The sequence below is a fragment of the Brevundimonas sp. genome (assembly GCF_032107865.1).
Taxonomy (GTDB): domain Bacteria; phylum Pseudomonadota; class Alphaproteobacteria; order Caulobacterales; family Caulobacteraceae; genus Brevundimonas.
In genome coordinates this window covers 1-324 of record NZ_DAMCNG010000104.1, presented here as the reverse complement: position 1 = coordinate 324, position 324 = coordinate 1, and the positions used below count along the sequence as shown (strand labels likewise).

Here is a 324-nt window from a genome sequence, read left to right as displayed (position 1 = left end):
GCCGAGCCGACGCCGATCAGTACGCCGCCCGCCTGGACCCAGGCGCGCAGGTTGGCGACGCCGCTTTCGCCCAGGATCTGCTCATAGTTGCCGCCCGACGGCAGGATCAGCACCTGGTAGCGGGACAGGTCGGCGTTCGCCAGGCGGCGGGTGCGCACGGCCGTGACCGGCCAGCCGTATTCGCGCTCCAGCACATGGCGGATGGAGCCGGCGGATTCCGGCTCGGTCGGGTCGTCCCAGGCCATGGCGACGCGCGGGGCGGCGATGACGGTCGCCTTGTCCGAGCCGACGCTGGGGCCGCTGGAGACCCAGGAGGTGGCGAGC

At 73.1% G+C, this 324-nt stretch carries 1 pseudogene; it reads right to left on the bottom strand.

From position 1 onward, the window contains the following. Positions 1-324: pseudogene (locus RT567_RS09910) on the bottom strand (zinc carboxypeptidase); the annotation flags it as partial.